This is a genomic window from Pseudoalteromonas sp. MMG006 (genome assembly GCF_018101025.1).
Lineage (GTDB): Bacteria > Pseudomonadota > Gammaproteobacteria > Enterobacterales > Alteromonadaceae > Pseudoalteromonas.
Map to the genome: position 1 here is coordinate 114,689 of NZ_JAGJEJ010000006.1, position 25,650 is coordinate 140,338.

Sequence of the window (25,650 nt, forward strand, 5' to 3'; positions counted from 1 at the left end):
TTTTAATCCTAAATATACTGCTCTAATTTATCTTTTAAAATATCTAATTGGATTGGTTTACTCAAGTAATCATCCATTCCCGCTTCTATGCAACGCTCTTTATCAGACTCCATTGCATTAGCCGTGAGCGCTATAATTTTAATATTTTTATGTTTAATAGTCGCTAATCCTTCGCGAATAGCTGCTGTTGCCGCAAATCCATCCATTACGGGCATTTGGCAGTCCATTAAAACAACTTTAAAAAAATCTGCCTCGTGCGCTTTTAGTATATCAATAGCAATTTGACCATTTTCAGCAATGGTCGCTTCACAATTAAGCTTTTTAAGCATTAACTTAGACACTTGCTGGTTAATAGGGTTGTCTTCTACTAATAATATTTGCGCAGGCTCCTCTGCTTTTTCTTTTTTAAGCGAAGAAATAAATCCCGGTGTAACTAATGGCAGTACTTCGTCAGTTTCATTACTGGTAATAACTGATAACGCCGAAATTAAATCAGCAGTTGTTACCGGCTTTGGAAAGTATGCCTGAAAACCAGCATCTGAATATTTTTGTGCACCTTCCATACCCGCAATACTGGTCATCATTACAAGTGGCATCGTTTTATAGCATTCATCCGCTTTTAATACTTTACAAAGCTCAATACCGTCCATTTCGGGCATTTGCATATCAAGCACTGCAATATCATACATTTCTTGATGATTTTTGTATTGCTGCGCGCACATAGCCAATGCTTGTTTAGCGTTAGAGGCAAGCACGACTTTAGCGCCCCAGTGTTGGAGCTGTTGAGAAATAACTATACGATTTGTTTCGTTGTCATCAACAACTAAAACCGTTAATTCCTTCATATTAACATTAGGAATGTAACGCTCTTTTTGCTCACCTTGTGAAAGCATTACCGTTGCAGTAAATACACTGCCCACCCCTTTTTGGCTGGTAAGTGATATATCCCCGCTCATTAATTCACAAAGCTGTTTGCATATAGCCAGGCCCAACCCTGTGCCGCCATATTCACGGGTAGTTGAAGCATCAACTTGAGAAAAAGGGGTAAATAATTGTTGCTGCTTTTTCTCACTAATGCCAATACCAGAATCTTTTACACTAATAACAAACGCTAAACCATCAGCTACCTTGTTAACTTTCGCGCTGACAACCACTTCGCCTTGGCTAGTAAATTTAACGGCATTGCTAAGTAAATTAGTTACAACTTGACGAATACGGCCAGGATCGCCACATAGTTGTGAAGGCTCTAGTGATACTAAATCAAGAATAATCTCAATGCCTTTCTCTTGTGCTGAAAGTGCTTGCGCTGCGGCAATTTCACCTATTAAGTCGCGGCCATTAAAGTTAATTTTTTCAAGCTCAATCTTACCCGCTTCACCCTTTGAAAAATCAAGTATGTCGTTAATGACCCCCAGTAAAGAATGAGCACTTTTTTTAGCTATACCGACTTTAGTTTCTATCGGTTTAGATAACGGCTCAAGCTCCACCAGCTCAAGCATACCTAGCACACCATTCATAGGTGTTCTGATCTCGTGGCTCATAGTGGCTAAAAAATCGCTCTTAGCCACCGCTGCCTCTTCGGCTTTTACAAGCGCTACTTTTAACTCTTCACTTATAACTTTACGCTGCTGAGACACTAAAGTACTGCCAACTAGCGTCGCTAAAGAGCGGAGGTAAGTCTCCTCACTTTGGCTCCAGTGATGGTGCTCACCTACATTTTCTGCGCACAAAATTCCTAAGTTTCCGTCTCCGCTAGCAATGACAGCATCTAGCATTGATTTAATATTAAGTGGTTTAGTGTAAGATTCTGTAAAGTCAGTCGTTGCCGGATGCGTATATACATCCTCTATGGCCACTAAATTATGTTCAAAAATAGCATTGTAATAGCCTGGGTAATCTTTTGCAGTTAATACAGCATCAGAATCAACAAACCCTTGCCCTTGAATATACAAACCATGGCAAGTCATTGCATCACGCTGAGCGTTAAAAATCCATACAGATGCACGTGTTACATCTAGTACTTCACACATTGATTTAATAGCTAACTTTTTAACTTGCGCAACATCACTGTTTTGTACCTCTGGTGCAACAGTCAAAGTTGCTAAATTTTTGTTATACCTGTTTGCCTTTTCGCTCTCAAGTTCTAAACGTTTATGAGCATCTATACTTTGAAAAGAACCAAAGACACGTACACATTTATTGCCTTTAAATTCTGCCTGCCCCATCGACTTAACCCATCGTTCTTGTCCTGTATGAGTTAAAATAATAAGTTCAACGCTCCAACTCTCCCCAAGCGTAACAGCGCACTCAAATAATGTGCTTATCGTATCCTGATGCACTCCTGGCTTATAAAATTCAATAGCAGTATCTATATTTGGCTCAAAATCCTCAGGTACCTCATGAATAACTTTAACTTCATCAGACCAATAAAGTGTATGTGCTTCTAAGTCCATTTCCCAAGCACCAATTTGTCCTTGTTTACTCATTGACTCGAGTAAGCTTTGCTGACGACTTATTTCGAGTTGCGTGTTATAACGCTGTGTAATATCTAAAATAAACCCATCTAGGTATAAAACGCAGCCATCATCTGCATAAATAGCCTGCCCTTTTTCATTAACCCAATGCAAACTGCCATCACGGGCATTTATTCTATATTCAATCGACCATGATTGCTGGGTACCTACGCAACGTAAAATTTCATTTTTTACGTTTAATATATCGTCTTCATGTATTAAATCAAAAAAATCTAATAACTTATCATGTATCAACTCATCAGGTGAATAACCTGTTATTTCAATAGCTTGGTCACTCATATAAAGAGTGCTTAACTTATCATCGAATTTACAGCGATAAATAATGCCAGGTATATTAGCAACCAAAGACGCAAACCTGTCCCGACTACTCTGTAGTTCATGTTCGGTGGCTTTTTGAGCAGAAATGTCTAGGTGAGTCCCAATCATACGTTTTGGCGAGCCATCACTATTCCACTCAACCACTTTCGCGGTATCAAGCACCCAAATCCAGTGGCCATTTTTATGCTTCATGCGGGCTTCATGTACATAGTAGTCAGTATGACCGGCAAAATGCTCATTTAACCTTTCTTTCGATTCAATTAAATCGTCAGGGTGAGCGTATGTATACCAAGTATTTATACTACATGGCTCAATTTCACTTAGCTGATAGCCTATAATTTCAGCCCAACGATTATTAAATGTAACTTTGCCTGTATCTATATACCAATCCCAAATGCCCACTGCAGTTGAGTCAATGACCAGCTGTAATTGTGTTTTGTGTTGTTCAAGCTCTAATTCTTGAAGTTTAAGTGCGGTTAAATCAGTTCTAATAGCAATGTAACTTTGCGGTTTACCATGCTCATCTAAAAATGGCGCGATGGTGGTATCAACCCAATATATTCCGCCATGCTTCGCTTTATTACATATATGACCGTTCCAAACGTCACCACGCTTAAGTGTTTGATACATGTTTTTAAAAAATGCTTTGCCGTGTTTGCCTGAATTTAAAATGCGATGATTTTGTCCTATTAGCTCGTGCTCTTCGTAGCCGCTAATCTCACAAAATCTTTTATTCACAAAGGTAATTGTGCCATGTAGGTCGGTTACAGCGACGATTGCATGTTCATCTAAAGCACTTTTTTGTTCTGCGAGTTGCTTAAGTGCTATCTGTAAGGCTGAGCGCTGTTTATGTAATATGCTTTGCTGCTCCGCCTTTACTTTTACCAGCTCACTTAAATCTAATGAAAGCTGCTTAAACTCTTTACTGTCGTTGAGTATTGCAACTTTACCAGTGCCACCATTAGTAATATTTTCGACTGTTTTAGCTAGGTCAATTAATGGCCTAGATAGCCTACGCCCAAACAACAAAGACGAAATAAGTATTAATATCAGCGCCGCTGCATTAGTTAGAAGTGCTAAATGCTTATAATTATCAGCTCCCTGAAGCGCTACCTTAACTGGCTTGGAGACCAATAATTGCCAGCCATCTTCATTTAGAAAATTTAAATTGGTGATATAGCCGTACATAATTTCGTTTTGAGCTGTGCTATAAGAAAAAACACTGTCGAGAACAAGGTCGTGCTGGAATAAGAAAGTAGGACTGTTTGATTTTCTGTTTAGTAATTTTTGAATTTTATTATTGTGCACAACATTAAAAGTTATGTCTTTATTCTCGGTATGTATCTTATTTAGATTATTTAATAAACCAGATAAGTTTATATCGGAGAGTAAAATAGCATTAAGCTGCTCATTAGTATCTAATATGGGGATTGCAACTATGTGGTATTCTTTGTTTGCTAAAGTAGTCGTTTTAAGCTGCACGTCGCTCGTACGAAATACTGTGTTGTAAATGGCATTAAAATCGTCTTTATTTAATAAACGAAAAAAGTCAGAGGTCGGCGCTATTTCCCCGTCCTTAATATCAACAATTTCTACATGATTTACAAAAGCATATTGTGCAGTAAATTGCTCTACTAAATATTGATTGCGCGTAGTACTACTTTCAAGCTGTGCCTTTAGCAGGTATAAATCGTTGATATGATCTGCAAACCAAATATCAGCAAAGTGCTTACCAATATTACTTAACTCATTAAGCTCAGAATCTGAGCTTTGTTTAAGCGTATCGTTTACATGCCCAAAACTAAACCAAGTCAACAAACAAAGTGGCCCTAAAGCTATAATTATAAAAGTTATAATTAGCTTACTTCGAATTGATTGCATTTTCCCTGTTACCCAACTGAAGTTTAAACGTTTATCCATTCATTTACTCAGCAACTTTAGTCATTTTATATTACTTACATTAATGCACTAAATACTTAAACACGCAAGTTTTTGACATTAAAGTCTTTTAAAAATCAGTATTTTGCAATTAGATAAAAATAAAGTAGTGGTCATATTCCCATTATTTATTACTAGATTAATGCTGTTTACTTACGATCTAAAAATACGCATAGTATAAATATTAAGTTATTTATACTAATGTTGGACTATGGAACACAATCACGCACATAGCCATGTAGACGATAGCCAAAGTAATAAACAACTTACCATCGCAGTTGTCATTAATGCATTGCTAACTGTAGTGCAAATTATTGGTGGGGTATTTTCTGGAAGCCTATCTTTAATAGCTGACGCACTTCATAACCTAAGCGATGCTGGGGCTATATTCATTGCACTCGTCGCACGTAAAATTGGCGCTAGGCCTTCAAGCTTAACGCATCATTTTGGTTATAAACGCGCAGAAGTTTTGGCTACCCTCTTTAATAGCAGCACATTAATAGTGGTTGGGGTGTATTTAATTTTTGAATCGGTATCGGGTTATTTAAATCCAGAACCAGTAAATGGCTGGATAATAGTATGGGTAGCGGCGTTTGCACTATTAATTGATTTAGCAACCGCGTTTTTAACCTATCGAGCTGGAGCAAATCACAGCATGAATATTAGAGCAGCTTTCATACATAACGTGTCAGATGCTATGGCCTCTATTGTGGTGATTATTGCCGGTACCTTAATAATTTTATACCAATGGTATGTTGTTGACCTAATTGCAACTGTATTTATCTCTGTATATGTAATTTACCATGGTGCTTTGCTATTAAAGCAAAGCTGCACAATTTTAATGCAAGCGGCACCGGAAAATATCAGCACATCAGCAATATCACACGCTCTCAATGATAAATTTAATATTGAGGCAGTAGTTAGCATAAAGCTGTGGCAGCTAGACGACAAAGAGTGCTACTGTGAACTAGTTATTAGTTCTCGAAATGTAATAGTTCTAAATGAAATCAAAGACTTATTGCACAATAATTTTAATATTGAAAACACCATAATAGAAGTTCAACCTATCACAATTAAAGCCCCCCTAACTCGGTCACTTAAAAAATAAGCTTTATAAAAAGTAATTTGACTGAAGCATTTAAGTGCTTTTGGATAAAGTAATAAACCAACATTAAACTTATAATACCTATTTATTAACTTATTAACCTTTAAAGCTATACAAACTCTAAAAGTGTAATTAGTAAATAACGACCCCTGATACACAACTATTTAATTGAAAACGGCTCGTATTATCATTTACAATATTCCTACTAACTCATAATGAGATACTACCTTTGAAACTTTGGTTACGTAGAATTCACTTAGGCCTCGCCCTTATTAGTGGGCTATTTTTGCTAATAGTGAGCTTAACCGGTGCTGTAATGATCTATGCAAAAGACATACAACACTTAATAGAGCCAACAAAATGGCAAGTAAAACCACAAAAAAACTTAATGCCCTACGATGCACTTATACAGAATGTAGAGGCACAGACTAAGCAAAAGATTACCTTTTTCATGCCCGAACTAGCATCAGATACTGCGTGGCAGTTTAGGTTGGCTAATAAACATTATGCAAGTGTAAACCCTTACTCAGGAGACGTAATAAACGTTTATGAATCCACCGATACTATTTATGGGTTTGCTCAAGGTTTACATCGCTGGCTGCTATTTGAAAATAGCAAAGGAGAAAAAACCTTTCGTAACTGGATGTCAGTGTGTGCATTACTACTTTTAATAAATGTGTTACTTGGGTTTTACTTATGGGTAAAGCCAAAAAACAGGATTAAACGGCTCGCTATAAAACCTAAGGCTAAGTTTAGAGTGCTTATGTATCAATTACATACTGTGCTTGGTGTATACTTTTTTATACCACTTATGCTTATTGCATTTACCGGAATGGCATTTAATTGGAAAACGCAGACTCAATCGGTATTAGAATTTGTAACCATGAACAAAGTAGAGCAAAGGCCTAAAGCACCTAAAATAACTGCATCTGCACACACGACTCTAAATTATAACCAAGCAATAAAAAATGCAGTGGATGTATTTCCTGATGGCGAAGTATATAGGATTTACCTGCCTAAAAAGGACGACGAAACACTAGCACTGAGAATGAAAAACCCTGGCGAAAGCCACGCTTATAGCTGGGTGTGGACAAATCCATTCACAGGTAAAGTATTAAATTCCTTTGATGCCAGCAAAACCAATTTCACAACTCAAGCATGGAACTTTAAGTATAAATTTCATATTGGTGCTTTTGCAGGTCCAATTGTGCAATTTTTATGGCTGTTAATAGCATTGGCACTAGCATTTTTTATTATAAGTGGTTTTTATTTTTGGGCAAAAAGGCATAAGTGGATTTAAATACAAATAAAAAACTGTTCATAAACCAAGCAGTAACGCAAATTTAAATAAGAATCAAAACCAATAGTAAACCAATGATTTTTAAAGAAAAACTTGCAATACAGGCCATTTGTACTACACTGCTGATAATTGTAATAGTTAAGGCGATTTATCATGAAAGGTAATCAAAAAGTAATCGATGCATTTAACACATTGTTAGCTAACGAATTAGCAGCTATCGATCAGTATTTTATACACTCTAGAATGTATGATGACTGGGGTTTAAACAAGTTATACGAGCGCCTTAACCACGAGATGGAAGAAGAAAAAGATCACGCAGATTGGCTTATCAAACGCATTTTATTTTTAGAAGGCGTGCCTAATATGACCAAACGCCGTGATTTACTAATTGGTACTGATGTAAAAAGCATGATGCAAAACGATTTAACACTTGAGCTTGAAGTAGTTGCATGTGTTAAAGATGTAATAGCAATATGCGAAGAGCAACAAGATTACCAATCACGCAGTATTTTAGAAAAGCTATTATTTGATACTGAAGAAGATCACGTTTATTGGTTAGAGCAGCAAATTGGCTTAATTGATAAAATTGGCGCGCCAAATTATCACCAAGCACAACTAGGCTAGCAGGAGCATAATATGAAAGGCGATAAAGACGTTATTGCAGCATTAAATAAAGTGCTCGCTAATGAGCTTGTAGGTATTAACCAGTATTTTTTACATGCCCGTATGTTTAAAGATTTTGGCTTTACCCAACTAGATAAAGCAGACTACAAAGTATCTATTCAAAAAATGAAAAACGCCGATCGTTTAATCGAACGCATTTTGTTTTTAGAAGGCTTACCTAATCTACAAGACTTAGGCCGATTACGTATCGGTGAAAACAGCGAAGAAATGATTGCAGCCAATATGAGTTTCGAGCTTGATACAATAGACGAGCTAAGAAGCGCTGTTGAATTAGCTGAAAGTAAACAAGACTATATTAGCCGCGAAGCGCTCGATCACATTTTAAACGAGCAAGAAGAGCAAATTGACTGGCTTGAAACACAGCAATTACTTATTAAAAATACCGGGCTTGAAAATTACTTACAGTCTCAACTGTAAGCAATAATCGATACACAAAAAAAGCAGCTTAATAAAGCTGCTTTTTTTATGAATTTATAAAATGTAACTATGCTACTTGATCGGTAATATCTGCAATTTCGATAAGTTTACGATTAAGGATCTTTTTAGTACAACCACAACACTTACCGCATTGGCTGCCCACTTTAAGCTCTTTAGTTAATTCACGCATGGTCGTTGCACCATCGTCAATTGTTTGCTCAATTTTTTTATCAGTCACACCGTGACAAAGACAAATATACATTAATACAAACCGTGTAAATTACATTCAATAAATGCATACTAATCTAAACGACAATTGTTATCAATAGCTTCCTCACTAAAATTTAAATTTATTCACTAAAAATGCTCGCTCTTTTCTTTACTATATTTACCCAAAAATAAAGTTATGGAATAATGCCCGTCTCTTAGGGGAGTAGCCCGCTCAGTAATGAGTAAACTTATCAACATAATTGCACCTCACGTGCATGGTAAGTTTGTAATGTTGTAGCAAGCATTATCGGCGAGACCTAGGTAGGCACTATCCTCATGGCGGGAGATACGTGTTTACCTTGGTTTAACACTCCCGCCTATAAGTATTTTTAATGGAAGTTTTTTTTACCTCAACCGTCACAGTTACGTTAGCCGAAATAGGCGATAAAACTCAGCTATTGTCACTATTACTTGCCGTACGCTTTCGCAATAAGGCTGCTTTGGCTTTTGGTATTTTAGCAGCCACACTTATTAACCATGGTCTATCTGCTTGGCTTGGGAGTTGGATAAGTGAAAGTATAACTCACTCCTATTTACCAATAATCGTTAACTTAAGCATTATTGCTGTTGGCTTGTGGTTGCTAATTCCTGACCAGAATGAAGATGTTAGCCATCGATATGATAAATATGGTGCCTTTTTAGTATCCTTTGTATTATTTTTTATCGCTGAAATAGCTGATAAGACACAAGTTGCCACTGTATTACTTGGCGCACAATATCAAGACATATTTTTGGTAACTGTTGGTACAACATTAGGAATGCTAATCGCTAATATCCCTGTAATTTACGCAGGAAATGCACTGTTAAAGAGAATATCGCTTAATACGGTAAGATTTATAGCTGCCAGTGTATTTGTGTTACTAGGAGTATACGGACTAATGACTTATTAACTGAATCATTAATGGGTAATAGAGCAACTCGTCATTGCTCTATTACGTTTGAGTTGTACAATAACAACCCTTAGTATTATTAAGTAATAGCTGGTTATTGAACCCAGCCATTAAATTGGTAATTACCGTTTCAACAAAGCCACTGCCCTGAGCGCAACCTAGTCCTTCAGATAGAGGCCCTGCATATACAAACTCGCCTTCTTTATTTAAAACGACCGCCGCAGGTGTTGAAGGTATTACTGTTTTTAAAGAAGGCGATTGCTCAAGGAGTATTAACGATACACCCTTTTGTTTAGAAAACTCTGTTAATTGTTTTAAATGCGGTTTTGCTTGAATAGTACAGCCACAATTAGGGTCTGTAACAATAACTAAAGAAGCAGACTTGGACTCTTCATATTTAACTTGTTGTTTAAAATTATTAAACCAGTTGGGCTCATTTAATAACTTGTTTCTGTCAAAGTCACTTAGCTGAGCCACTTGAAAATAAACCAACCCAACAACTACGCTAATAAACCATACTGCAATTACTAAGTAGGTTGTTAAATTAGATCTATTTAAATTTAGCAATACTTTGCTCAAGCAAGTCTATGCTAACATCAATCAATTGAACTTTTGCGGTAAGCTGCTCTACAATTTGAGTGTCTTGATATTGATTCTGGCGCATATTATCGGTACTACTAGCTATTAACTCTGTATTGCCTGCTTGTTCAGCAACCACTTGTGCGACTGAATCTGAGCTTGTAGACACCGCTTCTATTTGTTCGCTCATCGCTGAAATATTCTCTTTCATTGCGGCGCTGATATCTGTTAGGTCCACAACAAAGCTTACACATTGGCTCATTGACTGAGTTGATGTTTTACTATTACTGACTAAATCTTTTAATGTTAGGCTTATTTTGTCTGTTGTGGCTTTACTATGATTTGCAAGTGATCTTACTTCATCTGCAACAACAGCAAAACCTCGGCCATGTTCTCCGGCTCGAGCAGCTTCAATTGCGGCATTTAAAGCAAGTAAATTTGTTTGCTCTGCAATACCTGAGATTTCATTTAATAAACTGGAAATAACATCTCCAGCCGCTACTAAATGGTTTATCTGCTCTTCAGTATGATTAAGCAGTGTTAGTAACTCTTGGCTTTTAGCATCCGTTTGTAGCACTTCTTTTAATGCATTACTTGCAGCTTGTGTAATATTATCAACCTGACTTTTTAATACCTCGCTTTCTTCTTCTACCATCTTAAAGCCATGAGCAACCTGCGCACCCGAATTTGCTATATCGTCAGTTTGTTGCGTACGTTGTGTGGCACCATCAGCTAGCTGATCATGGACTTGAATAAGCTCTTGGGAGTTATTTTGTAACGATAATGACTGAGTTTGAACTTGCTTAATAACATCAGCAATATAGTCTAATAATGTATTAAACCCAGCGACTGCTTTGCTGCTTGTATCATCAGCTCGCAATGATAATTTAATATTTTCAGGATCTTTCATTATTTGCTCTGTTGCATAACTGAGTGATAAGCCAGCTTGGCGCTCTCGCTGTAACGTTATCGCAATGTAACCTGCAACTAATACCTCAACAATAGCGTATCCCGCATGCATTAACACGGTGGTAAACGCAAGTCTGTCAGGGTCAAAAACATAAAAGCCAGTATTTTGAGTCTGTAAATAGTAAAAAGAGAGGTGATGAATAGCAACAAACACAATAGCAGTTATAAACACCTGCCAATTAACAAACATTATCAGCATTGCCATTAAAATAAATATCTCAAAATGAACTTCTATCAATCCGTATGCTTGTTGTATGTGTAAAAAAGAAAACATCATTATCGCACCCGCTACAACATGTGCAGTTATAGCGCTGTTAGGCTGGGTTTTTAAAAGCCAAATAGGTAATAGACTCAATGGTATCCCAATAACAAAGGCTTGAGTTAGCGTGTCGAAGTATAAACCAATCCCTATCGACTCAATGAGTAGAAGAGAAAATATAAGAGTAAATAAACGTGCGACACTAGACATAAATACCTTTAATACATTTTAAGTTTTTAAAAATAACCAAGTTAATACGTTACATATATCAAGATAGATCAAAATGATACATAGAATATAATACCAATATTTTTAGTTTATTACTTTATTATAGATAGTATTTTTTTAAACGTAGGTGTCGCTGCTTTTTTTGTCCACTGAAAAATAATAATTTCAGCGCACGATATTGTACCACCCGCTTGTTTGAGTTGCGCCAATGCTATTTTTTTATGTGCAGGATTTCGAGACCCAACTGCATCGCTTGCCACTATTACTTCAAAGCCATTTTGCATCAACTCTAAGCACGTTTGTAATATGCAAACATGCGCCTCTGTTCCTGCTACTATAATCTGTTTTTTACCGCTGATCTTTAAAGCTTCAAGAAAGCCTGGCTCTGCACAAGCACTAAAGTATGTTTTATGAAAAGATGGTGTGTCGGGTAAAGCATGTTTAACCTCAGCGTTGGTCAGCCCTAAACCTGCCACATATTGCTCTGTGATCAACGATGGTACCTTAAGCACCTCACTGGCTTTGGCCAGTTTTAGTGTACTTTCTAAAATAGAATCAAAATTTGATATTGCTGGGGCCAATTTAACTTGCAAATCTATAATCAAAAGCAAGCTATTCGTTAGCTTAACATCTACAAATCCATCCATAAAACGGCCTATTTTTAAAACGAGTTTGAAAAAAGGTTAGCTCATATTTAAAAAGAGTACTTTGTAATTTTATAGATAATTTTTGTAATCGACATTTGATAAATATGCTATATTTAAAATAAATAATTCCCACCACTACATGTTTAAGAGCGAGTTTATTAGTGCTGTTGAGTAAGATGGTTTATCTTGTCATCGCTGTTGTTTTTATTTGCATTGGAAATGTGAGCGCATCTCAAAACTATGCTCAACAATTACAACGCCTTTCAACCGATGAACGATTAGCACATAGCTTCGTGACACGTTCTATACAAGATGATATTGGATTTGTATGGATTGCCACTGCACAGGGCTTGAACCGCTACGACGGTTATCAAGTTACTGCTTTTCGAGGCGGATACGATCTCGACAAACAAAATATTTTTGACATGTTTAAAACATCAGCAGGAAACATTATTGTATCTACCGACTTGTCTGGCGCCTTCTTAATAAACCCTAAAACACTCAAAACAGAGAAAATTTACTCTGGGCAGCTTGATAATAAAAGCAATACCTATTCACCAATTTCAGCTATTGCACAGCTCACTGAGCACTCTTACATTGCCATTGACGAGCAAATACTAATTTACAATCACAATACTAAGCAGTTATCTCCCATAATCGCTTTAGACAACAAAGACGATTACATAAGGGCACTGACTTTTTACAAGCATATATTATATGTAGGTACTAATAATGGCTTGTATTCGTATGATACTAAATATAAAAAGTTAAAAAAACTTTCACTTCACACACCCGAAAATGTGACCGAAGATAATAATAATGTAAAGCTATTGTCTGTAGATGCAGAACTTGGTTTATTGGTAGGTACTGTAGAAGGCTTATACCATATAGCTTTTGACAAAAATAAAAATATTAAACCAGATCAAATAAATACATTAGTTGCAGATTATAATATTTGGGATTACGTACAAACAACAGATGGGGAGTTTATTGCGACACAAAGTGGCTTATTTCAATATTTTAGGAATTCTGGCGCCGTTGAGCTTATTTTAAGCTTTGATGAAAGCAAATTTAATATTACAGAAAATACCATTAATGATGTAATGGTCGATAAATCAGGTTTGCTATGGCTTGCTTCGCGCACTCAAGGCGTTTTAACTTGGGCAACACAAACAAAGCGCTTTAAAAATATTACTCTTCCTAACAATAATATAATCAACAAAATAATTCAGGACGAGAATGTACTTTGGTTAGGCACCGATGATGGCATTACAAAGTATAATTTAAACACTAAAGACGTTAGCACCTTTTTAGAATCAACTGATAGCAAAGCAATTTATGGCGAATATGCTGTATTTGATATTTTCCCATCTAATTTAAGTGCCGGACAATATTTATGGTTAACCCGTTACCATGGTTTAGAGTTATTTAATAAGGCGACTGGGGAAAAAGTTCCTAATAAAGACTTAATAAATAATAAGCTAAACAGCCTGAATTCATTTGGTTTTGCCTTAATAGCGCCAGACACTTTTGCCTATGTTTCGACTAACGAGTTTTATATTTTTAATGGCAAAACAGGTGAGAATAGAGTAATAAAAGGCCTAAAGGAGATAACCGTTCCAAATGAGGCTTATACTTTTCACACTCCTCTAGAGACACACCCTGAGGAACTAATTCTAAGTACTACAAACGCGCTTTATAGATACAACGAAAAAAATAAAAAAATAACTACGATATTTAAATCAAATAATAAAAAAAACAACTTATACAACACCGTAGAAAACTTTTACCTAGACGCAAAGCGTAATTTACTTTGGCTTGCAACTACGCAAGAAGGCCTGATAGCTGTCGATAGTAAAACCTATGAACGTAAGCACACTCTAAACATTAAAAATACGTTTGTAACTAACTCCATTTATAAGTTGCTCGCTGACGATAATCGAAATTTATGGGTAAGTAGTGAAAATGGCTTATACCAGTTAAATTTAGACACTCTAAATATAACTAGCTACACAGTAAAGGATGGACTCAATAATAATAAGTTTAGTGCTATTGCCGGTACTATTTTAAATAACAAACACATAGCTTTTGGCAGTTATCATGGCATATTACAGTTCGATCCAACCGATTTTAATCCCACGGATCAATCAACGCACACTAACTTAGAAATTACTGATATAAACTTACTTTCCAAAAACCTAACGTACTACCCGAATAAGTATAAATACAAACCTCTAGAACTTGCCTACGATGATGTGGGTTTAACGGTAAAATTTTCTAACTTTGATTACATTAATAAAGAAAGTACTCGATACAGAGTTGTGCTGTCAGGTGAAAATCCCCTTGTTTACGATGAATTAAAAACAAATCAGGTATTCTTTACTAAATTACCACCTGGCAATTATTCACTAACCATTTCAGTTGTAAAACCAAGCAGCACAGGTATGGCTGAACAACGATTACTTAACTTCAGTGTTGCCTATGCACCGTGGCAATCTCCGCTTGCTTATGCGTTGTATCTTATTGGTATGTTTTTAATACTATTTTTACTGTTTTGGCAGTACAGAAATCGCCAAGTAGCAATAGAAAATGCACAAAGAGAAACTATTCACTCACAAAAACAAACTGAGCTTGCGCTAAAAAATAATAAAAGTGGTATATGGAACTATCGTTTTAGTGATCACACAGTTAGCACGCAAAGAGGCTCAGAATTAGGTTACTTTAATTTACCCGAACGCCTTAGCATAGAGCGTTATTTCTTACTTATTCACCCTGATGATAGACGCAGAGTTGAAGCTCAATGGTACGCCTATATTAAACAAAATAAACAGCAACATTGGCAATGCACCTACCGCTTAAAGCATAAAGAAGGTCACTGGCTTTGGTATCAAGACCTCGGTCAAATTATGTATAAGGAACACTCAAGTGAAGCACAGTATGTCTCAGGCATATATACAAACATTACTGAGCAACGCGCCAATGAGCAACAGGCAAATATCTTGGGCGAAGCATTTCGCCAAATTACCGATTGGTTGTTAATTTTAGATGATCAACTAGTCCCTTTTTCAGCTAACAATAGCTTTATGGATACGTTTACTTACGAGCAGCATGATACTAAACTCACCCCAAAGCTTATTATTAAAGCGATCGGCAAAACTAAATGCATTGAATTTGCCGCAAAGTTAAAAGCATTAAATGCAAAACAAAACTGGCGCACGAATACATACATAAAAACAGTAAAGAACCCCAAGCATCCAGTACACTTGAGCGTTACAGCCGTAGCTAAAGAAAGTAACACTATTAGTTACTATGTGGTTGTTATATCTGATTTAACAGAGCAAAAACGCGCTGAAACAGAGCTGAGATATTTAGCAAACTTTGACCCTTTAACGCATTTACCAAATCGCAGTTTAATGTACAAAAATATTGAACAGGCGATAATCAAAGCACGAAATAATAATAGCTATTGCGCTCTCCTATTTATTGATTTAGATAAATTCAAGCCTGTAAACGACTCATTTGGTCACGCAGTAGGCGATAAATTACTCTGTGATATAACACAACGTGTAAGTGCAATACTTGATGACAACGCGGCACTAGGACGTCAAAGCGGAGACGAGTTTTTAGTATTAATTGAAAATATAGAATCTAAAGAGTCGCTCAATAAGATAGTAAAAACAATTAGCCATGAACTTGCCAATAAAGTAAATATTGAAGATTTCTCAATTAATATATCGGCAAGTATAGGTGTAGCACTTTACCCTAACGACGCTGATTCTACAGATACTCTGATCCGAAATGCCGATGTTGCAATGATGCAAGCAAAGCAATCAGGACGTAATGGTTTTAAGTTTTTTAACGACAAAATGAATAAGCAAATAAAGCAAAAGCTCATTCTTGAAAATGATTTAAAAGATGCAGCAAAAGCACACCAGCTGTTCAACCATTATCAGCCCATTGTTAATTTAGATACCAAAGTAATCAATGGCGTTGAATTACTAATGCGTTGGGAGAACAAAGGGCAGTTTATTTCTCCTACTGAGTTTATTCCGGTAGCCGAAGAAATAGGTTTAATCGAAAAACTTACTGAGCATGCATTAAAACGAGCGTTAACAGACTTAGCCCCGTTACTGAAAAATAATCCACTGTTTTATATATCGCTGAACTTATCACCTAAGCATATTTTAAAAATGCACATAGCAAGCCGTTTAGAATCTATATTGAACGATCACAACATATCACCTCAACAGTTGCGTCTAGAAATAACCGAAAACACATTACTTGAAGATAAACAAAAAGCGTCAAAACAATTACAAAAGCTAAAAATGGCAGGCTTTAAATTATTATTAGATGACTTTGGTACAGGCTACTCATCACTTACTTATTTGAGTCAGTTTCCAATAAATGTAATTAAAATTGATCAAAGCTTTGTACAAACCATAGGACACGATAAAAACAACGAATCAATAATTAAAACAATCTACTCTTTGGCTGACAACCTTGGGCTGTATTGTATTGCTGAGGGGGTAGAAACCCGCGAACAAATTGCATTTTTAAGTGCTATTGGCTGCAACATACTACAAGGGTATTATTTTGCAAAACCAATGACTGCGCAGGATTTATGTGAAGCAGAGTGCTTTAAAAAGATTTTAAGTTTGTTATAAAAACAGTTCGTTTAGTAATTTCGCTATATGTGCCATGATCATATAAGCAACTTAGAGCCCTCAGAGTTGGACTTTATTAGCTAGCTATGGATATGATGACATTCATGGCTTTCAATTTGTAGCACGCTATTTTTAACTTTAAATTTTCTACTAAGTAGCTGCTCGACTTTCATACGGCAAACTTCGTCATGCTTTTCAATTGTACAATGTTGTTTTAGTACTACGTGCGCACCGACAACAATATCTTTATCTTTTCTTGAAACAGTGACATTGTGAACATTATGAACATGTTCCATATTCGTAATTTCTTTTTCTATATCAACTACTTTTGGTAATTTCGCTTTATTTAAACGCAAACCTTTTAAGCAGCTAATAATCACTTTAACACCCGTGAATAATACAAACGAGGCTATAAGCATGCTCGATAAAATATCAATAACTGCCCACCCTGTTAGGTAGATTAATATACCCGCCACAAAGGTTGATACCGTTGAAATTAAATCAAAGAATGAATGCAAAAAAACAGCATAAACATTAATACTCGCTTTTCTTCCTTTGTATAATACCCAGGCAGCAGCACCATGAAATAAAAAACCAATTGCAGCAATAACCGACATTAAATAGCTATTAATAGCCAGCTCGTTACCTTGATGTTGATGAATGAACCGCTCGCCTCCTTCATACAAAATTATCAAACTAATAGCTAAATAAAGAGTGCCATTTATTAAACCACCAATCAGCTCCGCTCGCTGATGTCCATCGTTATAAGTTTTAGCAAAATGAATAGCAAGGCTTGACGCAATGAGAGCTATAAATAACGAACTGTTATGCACAAATAAGTGTCCTGCATCAGCAAGCACAGCTAGAGAGTTAGAGTAGTAAGCACCAACAACCTGAATAACCATAAATGAGCATGTTATCGCCAAAGCAATAAGCAACCGACGGCGAGAGGCCTGGTGTGTAGTGATTTCTGTCATGAAGTGCTTAAATAACCTATACTTAAATTGCAAATAAGCCAGCAGGAGGCTTAGAGTAGAAAAGGGTATGATATAGAGTTGCAATTGTAATACGAAGACCGAATAAACGCACTAAAAACTTAGTAAATTGGCTAAAACTGTACTAAATACTACATACATATTAATAAAAAATATTGAGTTGATGTTTAATCTTAAATGGAGCAATAAGTGGACTTTAAATCAGTAGAATACATTTGGAGTACTATTAAGGTTATTCCTTTTGCCGTCGTACTCTATGATTCGCAAAAACAGACTTATAAAGTCAACTCTCAAGCGCAGAGTATATTTGATTTACCCTCACAAAATAACTTCATTGAGGCCGACTTTAAAAATGTGATCCTCACAAGCCCTGAAAGTAAAAAACATTTAAAAATCAACCAACTATTCGAAAAATATTTAGTAATAAATACAAGCTGCCATATTTTATTGCATAAAAATAATACAGCCTTACAATTAAATGCAAAGCTTGCTCAATTAAGTAATAACCTTCACATAGCAACGTTCGACGTAATTAAGCAAAGTAAAGATGAGCAATACAACTTTGATAAGATCATTTCAAAAATTTCTACTGATTTAATTGACATTCAAAACGATAATATAGATTCACATATAGAATTTGCATTGAAAGCGATTGGCACAGTATGCCATGCCGACAGAAGCTATTTATTTAAATTTTCAGATGATGGCAAATCAATGAGAAATACCCATGAATGGGTTAATCAAGGCGTTAAACCGTTCAAAGATCAGCTTCAAAATATCCCCAAAGACGCACTCCCCTACTTTTTCAACTTAATGAACACCACTCACATCTTTAAAGTAAATGATGTTGCTGCACTGCCTGAAAAAGCAATTAAAGAAAAACAAGAATTCCAGTTAGAACAAATACAATCAGTGCTATGCATCGGTTTACGTTATGACAAAGAACTGATTGGATTTATAGGTTGTGACTGTGTAAAGCAAAAACGAGAATGGTCTGACTTAGATTTAATTAGATTAAAGCTAGTCGGGGAGATGATAGCGAGCGCCCTTAAAAACATAAACTATAAGCATGAGCTTCAATATATTCAACAACAGCTCATCACCGCAAACCTACAACTAAATGAACAAGTAAACACAGATGGATTAACCGATATAGCTAACCGCCGTTGCTTTGACGACACATTACAAAACGAACTACTTCGTTGCACGCGTCACCAACAACCTATCGGTTTGATAATGTGTGATATAGATTTTTTCAAAAGTTATAACGATAATTATGGTCATCAGCAAGGCGATGAAGTTTTAAAATCTGTCGCGCAAGCATTAAAAGCAATGTGTAAGCGACAAGGCGATTTAGCCGCAAGGTATGGCGGAGAAGAATTTGCTATAATTTTACCCGCTACAGATGCTGTCAATAGCCTAAAATTTGCGACACTCATTCAGAAAAAAATTGAAGAGTTATCGATAGAGCACAATTATTCATCCGTAAGCTCAAAACTCACTATAAGCATGGGTGTGTACAGCCTGATCCCCAAACAAAATACTACCGCGCAAAACCTTATTAGCGGTGCCGACAGCGCACTTTATAACGCCAAAGAAACAGGTCGAAATAAAATAGCGAACGACTCAGATTGCAAATAAGATTAGCATTTCAGTATATTTTTAACTGATTGATCACGTTTTGCCTTACAGCAGCCAGTATCAATTTAACCACTTTAATAAAGTAGTTAAGGTTATATTTGTGGGCTGATATCGTAATATCTTTACTGAGTTTGTTCTTTTGTTTAGCCTTAAAAAGCTCTGTATTAGCTTAGTTACTAGGCTTATAGCCACCCTTTTTTTATCTGTACGTCCTTTAATATATTTTTAACAGGCTTCGCTTTTTGTAATTTTTAGTATTTACCCTATTGAATTTGGTGTTATTTTATTAACCCTAGCTTACGTTTAATTAGAGGGAAATCATGAGCGAAAAAATCAACCCAGAAGCCTTACACGCACTTAAAATTGCTTTTACCTATATGCCACAAGCCATTGAGGTAACAAAATATGAGTATGGCGAGCGTTATCAAACAGTACTTGATCACATTGAAGCCGTGCGAGAAACATTGCTTATAAACGATGTTGACCCTGATGAAGTGGGTGGCGACATTAACCCAGAGTACACCCCCAACTCAACCTACTAAATACTTAGCGCTGAGTATTATATATTCAGCGCAATACCTAGCTTTATATAAAAAACATGGACTTATAAGTTTAAATACGCACCGATTTTAGTTATTAGTTATAAAAACTGCTAAACTGGCATTAAACCAATAAAAGCGCCTTAACTGGCTAATGTATTTTATAAATTTAACAAAAGCTTACGGGGTGTTTTCTTTTGAATTTTTTAAGGCGTTTTCACGACATTGTCTCAAATCAAACCCTTGATTTTGAAGGTAAAATTTACAGCCTCTTAAATTTTGGGCTAGATGTATTCAATCTTGAAGTAGGTATTGTTAGTAAAATTGATGAAAGCAGCTATGTTGTTTTGCACGCGATCACCCCCGACAACGCGCTTTTATCAGGTACCGTGTTTGACTTACAAGGCACCTACTGCGTACATACTTTAAAAGCAGGCTCTGCCCTGGCATTTCATAAAGCATCGCAAAGCGCCATAGCAAACCATCCCTGCTACATTAATTTTCAGCTAGAGTCATACATTGGTGCGCCAATAAAAATTGGAGATGAAATATTTGGCACTGTTAACTTTTCATCAGCAAAAGACTCCCTTGCTTTTAATGACGATGCCTACGACTATATAGAGCTATTCGCCCAATGGCTCGGCTCAGAATTTGCGCGTTCACAAACTAAAGAACAACTTATAAAAAACAGTAATACATTATTAAAATTAGAGAGTGTAGCAAATATAGGCACGTGGGAAGTTGATTTAATAGAAAATAAAATATACTGGAGCGAACAAACTAAGCGTATTCATCAAGTATCAAGTGACTACCAGCCCGTAATAGAAGATGCTTTAGAGTTCTATAAAGAAGGAACTAGCCGTGAAAGCATCAGTCAAGCGGTCAAAAATGCTACCGAAAAAGGCGATAAATGGCATTTAGACTTACAGATAGTAACCGCAAAAAACCAAACTCTATGGATATCGACCTTTGGGGAAGCTGAATTTGACGGGGATCGTTGCATTCGTCTATTTGGTACTTTTCAAGATGTTACCGAGTCAATACTGCTCCGCGAAGAACTCAAGCAAAAACAAGTACAAGCCGAGCGCTTGCTTGAAGATAGGAGCATGCTACTTGCTAAAATAAGCCACGAGCTGAGAACGCCATTAAATGGTATTACAGGTATGCTTACTACATTAATTGATGAGCATAGCGAAGAAGTGCGCGCCGAAAAAATAAAAGTAGCACTAAGAAGCGCTGATATTCTGCTTAATATAATTAATGAAGTGCTCGACTTTTCTAAAATTAATCACGGTGAGCTTAAACTAGAACCGACTGACTTTTTACTAAAAACTATTTTTACAGACTTAACGTCGTTATACACACCCTTATTTAAAAATACACACGTAGCACTTAAAGTAGAAAACACCATTGACGATTCTTTTTGGGCATTTAGCGATAACACACGCCTTAGCCAAATCACCTCAAACCTATTAAGTAACGCGCTTAAATTTACCGAAAGTGGCTCCGTTTTACTTAAAACCAGTATTGAACACGCAAAAAAATCACAAAATCTAAATATTGAAGTAGCCGATACTGGCCGAGGTATGAGTAAAGGATTTTTAGCGTCGCTATTCTCTCCTTTTTCACAAGAGGTTAATGCAAAAAATTCGAAAGGCGGTACAGGGCTTGGCCTTGCCATAGTTAAAGAGCTTGTTGAATATATGGGCGGTACAATATGCGTTAAAAGTACCCCAAATGAAGGCACTACATTTTTATTAAATATACCCATTGAGTTAGGTAAAGAGCAAAAGCAAGACAGCTTAATAGCAGCTCAAGATATTGATGGTAGTGAACTATCTGTACTCGTAGTAGATGACAACGATATCAACAGATTGGTATTGCACGCCTCTTTGAGTAAATTAAATATTAAAGCCGACTCTGCTGTTGATGGCCAAGATGCCATTTTAAAATGTAAACAAAAGCATTATGACCTTATTTTTATGGACTGCATAATGCCAATCCTTGATGGTTTTGAAGCAACAAAACAACTTAGGGCTGATAACATCTGCCCCAAACACGAAACCTATATAGTGGCTATAACCGCTAATACCTCATCTCAAGATAAACTTGCATGTCAGCAAGCCGGTATGGATATGTTTATTTCAAAACCTTTTAAACTACCCACCCTAGAAAAAGCAGTTATTAACGCACTTGAGCATAACGAGAAGGTCAGCTAGCTATGCAACAAACTAGCCAGTCAAATAAGGATATAAAATGAAAAACACAATAAGAACATTACTCTTTACTGTACTGTGTTTAGCCATATTTAAAGGCGCTTCCACTGGGCAATGGGATTCATCAATAACAGTTGTTATTGTAACTTGCGTATTACTATTAGTTACATTTATTAGCGGTAAAGCGTCACGTGGTTCTTCACCTTATACAAATAATGACTCTTCTGTTTATCCTGGAAGTAATGCTCACTCTCATACAGATTGCGGTGGAGATTCTGGCGGCTGTGATTAATAAGTATATTATTATAAGTCGTAAAAAAGCCGCCTTTGGAGAGGGCGGCTTGGGTTAACAAACAGCTTTAGGTGTACTTTGCTGTTATATCAAGAGAGGGGTTTAATTAAGCAGCGGTTTTATCTTGCTCACTTTCTTCACTGTTGCGAATTAAATAATCAAAAGCACCTAAACTCGCTGTTGCACCGCTGCCCAGGGCAATAATAATTTGCTTAAATGGGGTATTTGTTGCATCACCTGCGCCATAAACACCAGGTAATGACGTAGCACCTTTTGCATCAATTAATATTTCGCCAAATTTACTTAACTCTAAGTCACTAATTTTTAACCACTCAGTGTTAGGAATTAAGCCTATTTGTACAAAAATACCTGCTAAATTAAGTGCTTTACTATCTCCTGTTACTCGGTCTGTGTAAGTAAGCCCGGTCACTTTTTTACCATCGCCAAGTACTTCTGTAGTTTGGGCGTTTTTAATAATAGTAATATTATTTAAGCTATTTGCTTTGCGAATAAGTACTTCATCGGCGCGTAGTGTGTCTGCAAATTCAAGTACCGTTACGTGCTCAACAATGTTTGCTAAATCAATCGCCGCTTCAATGCCAGAGTTACCACCACCAATTACAGCAACCGGTTTACCTTTAAATAAAGGGCCGTCACAATGCGGACAATATGCTACACCGTATCCGCGGTACTCTTGCTCACCGGGTACGTTCATTTCACGCCAGCGGGCGCCGGTTGCTAAAACAAGTGATTTAGCTTTTAAAGTAGCCCCGTTTTCAAGCGTAATTTCGTATTTGTTATTAACGCGTTCAAGCCCTGCAGCACGTTGGTTGTGCATTACATCTACATCGTACTCTTTTACATGCTCTTCAAGCTGGGCAACAAGCTTAGGCCCTTCAGTAGCTTTAACCGAGATAAAGTTTTCAATAGCTAATGTGTCAGCAACTTGCCCACCAAATCGCTCTGCAACAATGCCGGTATTTAACCCTTTACGTGCAGAGTAAATTGCAGCTGATGCACCGGCAGGGCCGCCACCAACAACTAACACGTCAAATTCATCTTTTTCACTAAGTGCCGCAGCTTGGCGTGCTGCGCCTTTACTGTCTACTTTGTTTAATATGTCTGTTAGGCTTAATGCACCTTGGCTAAATGGTTCGCCATTTAAATAAACAGCCGGTACTGCTAAAATGTTGCGCTCTTCTACTTCCTCTTGAAATAGTGCGCCGTCAATCATTGTTGCTTTAATTTTGCTATTCGTCGCGGCCATTGTATTTAGCGCCTGCACTACTTGTGGGCACGTTTGGCAACTCAAGCTAATGTAAATTTCAAAATTAAGCTCTTGATCAAGTGATTGTATTTGTTCAATGTCTTCGCTTTTAGCTTTACTTGCATGTCCGCCAGTATGTAAAAGTGCCAACACTAAACTTGTAAATTCGTGTCCCATCGGTACGCCTGCAAACGTGACGTGGGTATTTTTAACCGGTGAATGTACAACCATAGACGGGCGTCGTGCGCTGGTGTCTGGGTTGTTAACTACCGTAAACTTATCGCTTAGTGATGCTAAATCGTTTGCTAAGCTTTCTACTTCTGCTGATTTTTTGCTGTCATCCAAGGCAATAAGCAGCTCAACAGGTTGAGTAAGCGATTCAAAATGGCTTTTTAATTGATTTTTAATGTTGTTATCTAACATGGCTTAACCCTTTTTAGGAAAATTTAAACAGCAAGCCTCCCATGCCAATTAATGCATGTGCTTAATCATTAAATTGAGATAGGAGGCACCAATAAATGAATATTTATTGGTTTAAGGGCAGTTACCTGCCCTTATAAAAGTGGGTAAACCTGTATTTAGATTTTACCAACTAGGTCAAGTGAAGGAGCAAGTGTGTCTTCACCTGGCTGCCAAGATGCAGGGCAAACTTCACCGTCGTGAGTTGCAATGTATTGTGCAGCTTGTACTTTACGTACTAACTCTTTAGCGCTACGGCCAATACCTAAATCGTGAGTTTCGATTACTTTGATTTCGCCCTCAGGGTTCATTACAAAAGTACCACGAAGTGCTAGGCCTTCTTCTTCAATCATCACACCAAAGCTGCGAGTAATACGGCCTGTTGGGTCGCCAATCATTGGGTAAGTGATTTTACCGATTGTGTCTGACGTATCGTGCCATGCTTTATGAGTGAAGTGAGTATCAGTTGATACTGAGTAAACTTCTACGCCCATTTCTTGAAGCTGTGCGTAGTAATCTGCAAGGTCGCCTAACTCTGTAGGACATACAAATGTAAAATCTGCTGGGTAAAAGAAGAAGATTGACCACTTACCAAGTACATCTTTTTCAGATACTTCTACAAAATCACCATTGTGGTATGCAGTTGCGTTGAAAGGTTGAATTTTTGTGTTGATTAATGAAGTGCTCATAGTATTCCTCATTTATATTTAATGTATTAATTTAAGTTACCAAGCAAAGCTAGATTTGTTGGCTAGCTCTGCTGGCTTGATTAATACAATAAGCCCATTGATAAATTAAATAAAATTGATTGTTTAGATTAAAACAATCGATTTTTAAGATTGAACTATTAACAAGGATTTCTCGTAATTGATTTATTAGTCGTTTATTAATTTATATTTTAAGAATACTGCTACAATAACCGCGCTTAAAACACTTACAGATAAGGCATGCAGCAATGGAAAAATTTATTAATCATATTCAACTTGGCTATTTAGGTTTATTGCCTTTTTTAGGTTGCGTAGCTTGGCCGCTGATGTTTGGAAGTAACAGTGTTAACTTAGAATTTTTTACTTTTTATAGCATTGCTATACTTGCCTTTATGGCAGGTAATTTATGGCGCGCTGGAATGCAAAGCTACAGCGATGCAATAAAAGCAGTTTTACCTGTAATCCCGGTACCATTTTTATCTTTTTTGCCTGTTGAGTGGGCACTTGCCTGGTTAGGAGCCAGTTTTTGGTTGGTACTTATACTTGAAAAAGCCACGGTACAATGGAAAACCTACCATAAAGATTATCAAAAAATGCGTTTTGTGCTTACCTCAGTAGTCTTTGTGTGCCACATACTTACCATAGGCATGTGCCTTTACCCTAAATAACTACCAGCCACTTAACCTAACGAGCGTAATGGTGTAACATCCGCGCACTGCTATTTGAGGACGC

Annotated in this window: 19 protein-coding genes and 1 riboswitch; of the genes, 11 read left to right on the forward strand and 8 right to left on the reverse strand. The window is 36.7% G+C overall.

Annotation, left to right across the window (positions count from 1 at the left end):
- Window positions 1–8: 8 nt before the first annotated feature.
- The gene (locus tag J8L73_RS08410) at window positions 9–4,772 is read right to left on the reverse strand and encodes a PAS domain-containing protein (RefSeq protein ID WP_211016161.1); all 4,764 of its coding nucleotides are present in this window, start codon (window positions 4,770–4,772) and stop codon (window positions 9–11) included.
- 229 nt (window positions 4,773–5,001) lie between these two features.
- Between J8L73_RS08410 and J8L73_RS08415 the strand changes: the two genes are divergently transcribed.
- From J8L73_RS08415 to bfr (J8L73_RS08430), 4 genes are all read left to right on the forward strand, one after another.
- On the forward strand, window positions 5,002–5,898 hold the full coding sequence (locus J8L73_RS08415) for a cation diffusion facilitator family transporter (RefSeq protein WP_211016162.1): 897 nt from the start codon (window positions 5,002–5,004) through the stop codon (window positions 5,896–5,898).
- 226 nt (window positions 5,899–6,124) lie between these two features.
- Complete coding sequence (locus J8L73_RS08420; protein WP_211016164.1) at window positions 6,125–7,195, forward strand: PepSY-associated TM helix domain-containing protein; 1,071 nt, start codon at window positions 6,125–6,127, stop codon at window positions 7,193–7,195.
- A gap of 153 nt (window positions 7,196–7,348) precedes the next feature.
- On the forward strand, window positions 7,349–7,819 hold the full coding sequence (gene bfr, locus J8L73_RS08425) for a bacterioferritin (protein ID WP_138681940.1): 471 nt from the start codon (window positions 7,349–7,351) through the stop codon (window positions 7,817–7,819).
- A gap of 12 nt (window positions 7,820–7,831) precedes the next feature.
- Window positions 7,832–8,296, forward strand: coding sequence for a bacterioferritin (bfr, locus tag J8L73_RS08430; RefSeq protein ID WP_210999757.1), 465 nt, complete (start codon window positions 7,832–7,834; stop codon window positions 8,294–8,296).
- Between the two features lie 67 nt (window positions 8,297–8,363).
- Here the strand turns inward: bfr (J8L73_RS08430) and J8L73_RS08435 are convergent, their stop codons facing one another.
- Entirely contained in the window at window positions 8,364–8,558 is a 195-nt protein-coding gene (locus tag J8L73_RS08435; RefSeq protein ID WP_058404608.1) for a (2Fe-2S)-binding protein, read from the reverse strand.
- 154 nt (window positions 8,559–8,712) lie between these two features.
- A riboswitch (yybP-ykoY riboswitch) is annotated at window positions 8,713–8,814 on the forward strand.
- 84 nt (window positions 8,815–8,898) lie between these two features.
- Between J8L73_RS08435 and J8L73_RS08440 the strand changes: the two genes are divergently transcribed.
- Window positions 8,899–9,456 carry a TMEM165/GDT1 family protein gene (locus tag J8L73_RS08440; protein WP_211016166.1) on the forward strand — a complete coding sequence of 186 codons (558 nt, stop codon included), beginning with the start codon at window positions 8,899–8,901 and terminating at the stop codon, window positions 9,454–9,456.
- 42 nt (window positions 9,457–9,498) lie between these two features.
- Here J8L73_RS08440 and J8L73_RS08445 read toward each other — a convergent pair whose 3' ends face one another.
- The 3 genes from J8L73_RS08445 to J8L73_RS08455 form a co-directional block, all read right to left on the reverse strand.
- Window positions 9,499–10,023, reverse strand: coding sequence for a DUF6436 domain-containing protein (locus tag J8L73_RS08445; protein ID WP_210999905.1), 525 nt, complete (start codon window positions 10,021–10,023; stop codon window positions 9,499–9,501).
- Window positions 10,007–11,473 carry a methyl-accepting chemotaxis protein gene (locus tag J8L73_RS08450; RefSeq protein ID WP_210999759.1) on the reverse strand — a complete coding sequence of 489 codons (1,467 nt, stop codon included), beginning with the start codon at window positions 11,471–11,473 and terminating at the stop codon, window positions 10,007–10,009. The genes J8L73_RS08445 and J8L73_RS08450 overlap by 17 nt, the downstream gene beginning before the upstream one ends.
- Before the next feature lie 110 nt (window positions 11,474–11,583).
- On the reverse strand, window positions 11,584–12,138 hold the full coding sequence (locus J8L73_RS08455; RefSeq protein ID WP_211016168.1) for an isochorismatase family protein: 555 nt from the start codon (window positions 12,136–12,138) through the stop codon (window positions 11,584–11,586).
- A 176-nt stretch (window positions 12,139–12,314) separates the two neighbouring features.
- On the opposite strand from J8L73_RS08455, the gene J8L73_RS08460 reads away from it, so the two are divergent.
- Complete coding sequence (locus tag J8L73_RS08460) at window positions 12,315–16,802, forward strand: EAL domain-containing protein (protein WP_211016170.1); 4,488 nt, start codon at window positions 12,315–12,317, stop codon at window positions 16,800–16,802.
- A gap of 80 nt (window positions 16,803–16,882) precedes the next feature.
- Here J8L73_RS08460 and J8L73_RS08465 read toward each other — a convergent pair whose 3' ends face one another.
- The gene (locus tag J8L73_RS08465; RefSeq protein WP_210999762.1) at window positions 16,883–17,779 is read right to left on the reverse strand and encodes a cation diffusion facilitator family transporter; all 897 of its coding nucleotides are present in this window, start codon (window positions 17,777–17,779) and stop codon (window positions 16,883–16,885) included.
- A gap of 207 nt (window positions 17,780–17,986) precedes the next feature.
- On the opposite strand from J8L73_RS08465, the gene J8L73_RS08470 reads away from it, so the two are divergent.
- The 4 genes from J8L73_RS08470 (at window position 17,987) to J8L73_RS08485 (ending at window position 22,485) form a co-directional block, all read left to right on the forward strand.
- The gene (locus J8L73_RS08470; RefSeq protein ID WP_211016172.1) at window positions 17,987–19,438 is read left to right on the forward strand and encodes a sensor domain-containing diguanylate cyclase; all 1,452 of its coding nucleotides are present in this window, start codon (window positions 17,987–17,989) and stop codon (window positions 19,436–19,438) included.
- 320 nt (window positions 19,439–19,758) lie between these two features.
- Window positions 19,759–19,980, forward strand: coding sequence for a hypothetical protein (locus tag J8L73_RS08475; RefSeq protein WP_058549908.1), 222 nt, complete (start codon window positions 19,759–19,761; stop codon window positions 19,978–19,980).
- A gap of 194 nt (window positions 19,981–20,174) precedes the next feature.
- Window positions 20,175–22,196, forward strand: a complete 2,022-nt coding sequence (locus J8L73_RS08480) for an ATP-binding protein (RefSeq protein ID WP_211016174.1) — start codon at window positions 20,175–20,177, stop codon at window positions 22,194–22,196.
- Between the two features lie 37 nt (window positions 22,197–22,233).
- Window positions 22,234–22,485 carry a hypothetical protein gene (locus J8L73_RS08485; protein ID WP_211016175.1) on the forward strand — a complete coding sequence of 84 codons (252 nt, stop codon included), beginning with the start codon at window positions 22,234–22,236 and terminating at the stop codon, window positions 22,483–22,485.
- Between the two features lie 106 nt (window positions 22,486–22,591).
- On the opposite strand, the gene ahpF is transcribed toward J8L73_RS08485, so the two are convergent.
- Both ahpF and ahpC read right to left on the reverse strand, forming a co-directional pair.
- On the reverse strand, window positions 22,592–24,175 hold the full coding sequence (gene ahpF, locus J8L73_RS08490) for an alkyl hydroperoxide reductase subunit F (RefSeq protein WP_211016183.1): 1,584 nt from the start codon (window positions 24,173–24,175) through the stop codon (window positions 22,592–22,594).
- 155 nt (window positions 24,176–24,330) lie between these two features.
- A complete protein-coding gene (gene ahpC / locus J8L73_RS08495) occupies window positions 24,331–24,900 on the reverse strand; it encodes an alkyl hydroperoxide reductase subunit C (protein WP_058404596.1) in 570 nt (189 codons plus the stop codon).
- A 266-nt stretch (window positions 24,901–25,166) separates the two neighbouring features.
- On the opposite strand from ahpC, the gene J8L73_RS08500 reads away from it, so the two are divergent.
- Entirely contained in the window at window positions 25,167–25,586 is a 420-nt protein-coding gene (locus J8L73_RS08500; RefSeq protein WP_211016185.1) for a DUF3429 domain-containing protein, read from the forward strand.
- Window positions 25,587–25,650 lie beyond the last annotated feature (64 nt).